Source organism: Vibrio sp. HI00D65, from assembly GCF_001635455.1.
GTDB lineage: Bacteria > Pseudomonadota > Gammaproteobacteria > Enterobacterales > Vibrionaceae > Vibrio.
Genome location: NZ_LWEH01000318.1, coordinates 1 through 1509, shown reverse-complemented (window position 1 = coordinate 1509; position 1509 = coordinate 1). Strand labels below are relative to the sequence as shown.

The following is a 1509-nucleotide window of genomic DNA, read 5'->3' as shown; positions in this document are numbered from 1 at the left end:
TGGCTCAGAAGCGATCGGTGGTGTTATCAATATTATTACCGTTGCAAACTCTGACAATGAAAAAACGGCAGTAAGCGCTGGCTTGGGAAGCTTAGATTACGAAGAGCTGAGCTTTGTTAGTGGTACCAAGGTTGGTGAAAATGGTCACTTAAACGTATCGGTTGGCTACGACTCCGATGAGGGATACAACGTTCATCCTATGCCGGGAATAAATGATGGTGACCGACATGGCTTTGAATCACGCAATGCTCTAATTGGTTATGTCCATAATTTTGATCAGCAATGGAGTGGTTTTGCTAACTTCCGCATGTTCGAGACTATCTCTCAATATGATGGTTCCTATGTTGATTCAACGGGAGCACCTGTCCACTCTTACAAAGAGGCTGAAGTTCAGAACTCTACCTTTGCTGCTGGAGTTAAATATAGTGGCAGTGAGCTTAAGTCTGATTTCCTAGTAAACTATCAGAATCAAGATAACTGGAACTACGAACAGTCTTTAGGCAAGAACTCAGCGTCAGCAACATCTGATGAGCTTGAACAGCTAAATGTTCAATGGGTGAATTCATACAAACTGACTTCGGCACTGACTCTTAGTGGCGGTGTAGATTGGCGTGATGAGGCTTATATTGTTAAGCCTTCGAATACTGAATATGACAGAACGAATGTTGCGTACTTCGCTGCATTAAACGCAGATGCGGATAAAGTGTTCGGAGAACTGAGTCTTCGTGTTGATGACAATGAGCAGTTCGGTACAGAAACGACTTACAACACAGGGCTAGGCTATCGTTATGCTGAGTGGCTTGTTGTTAAAGCAGCTTATGGTACATCCTTCAAGGCACCTAACTTGTATCGACTATATAGCTACTACGGTAATGCACAGTTAGAAGCTGAAAAGGCAGATTCATTTGAGTTGACCTTTGGTGGCTTAATTAAGGATGTTGATTGGTCGATTACTGGCTATGATACGAATGTCGAAGACCTCATCGATTACAATTACGCGACAAGCAAGTACTACAATACCGATGGCGAAAGCCAACTACGTGGTGTGGAAATGGTTGTTGGGTTTGATACCAGCTTTATCAATCACCAAGTGAGCGCCAACTTCCAAGATCCAGAAAATCAATCTGGTGAGCAGCTGACACGCCGAGCTAAGAAGATTTATAAATATAATGCAGTGGCTAGTTTCGATGAAGTTGATGTTTCTATAGGTTACCAATATGTAGGTGAACGACCTGACTTCTCTGAGGATCTTACGGCATATAGCTTGCTCGATGTTTCAGTTAACTACTATGCGAATGAAAACCTAACCTTAAATGGTCGAGTAGATAACTTAACAGATGAAGAGTATGAAACTGCTGGTGGATACCCATCGCCAGAGCGTACATATTACGTGAATGCTACTTACCAATTCTAACTAACACCTAAACCGCCCTCGGGCGGTTTTTTCTTATTGGGTATATCAATGAAAAAGAAAGTCGTCATAAGCTGGTCATCAGGCAAGGACTCCAC

The 1509-nt window shown here is 42.6% G+C and carries 1 protein-coding gene; it reads left to right on the top strand.

From position 1 onward, the window contains the following. On the top strand, positions 1-1414 hold a 1414-nt coding region (locus tag A3712_RS19550; RefSeq protein ID WP_063524722.1), incomplete at its 5' end, for a TonB-dependent receptor domain-containing protein. Positions 1415-1509 lie beyond the last annotated feature (95 nt).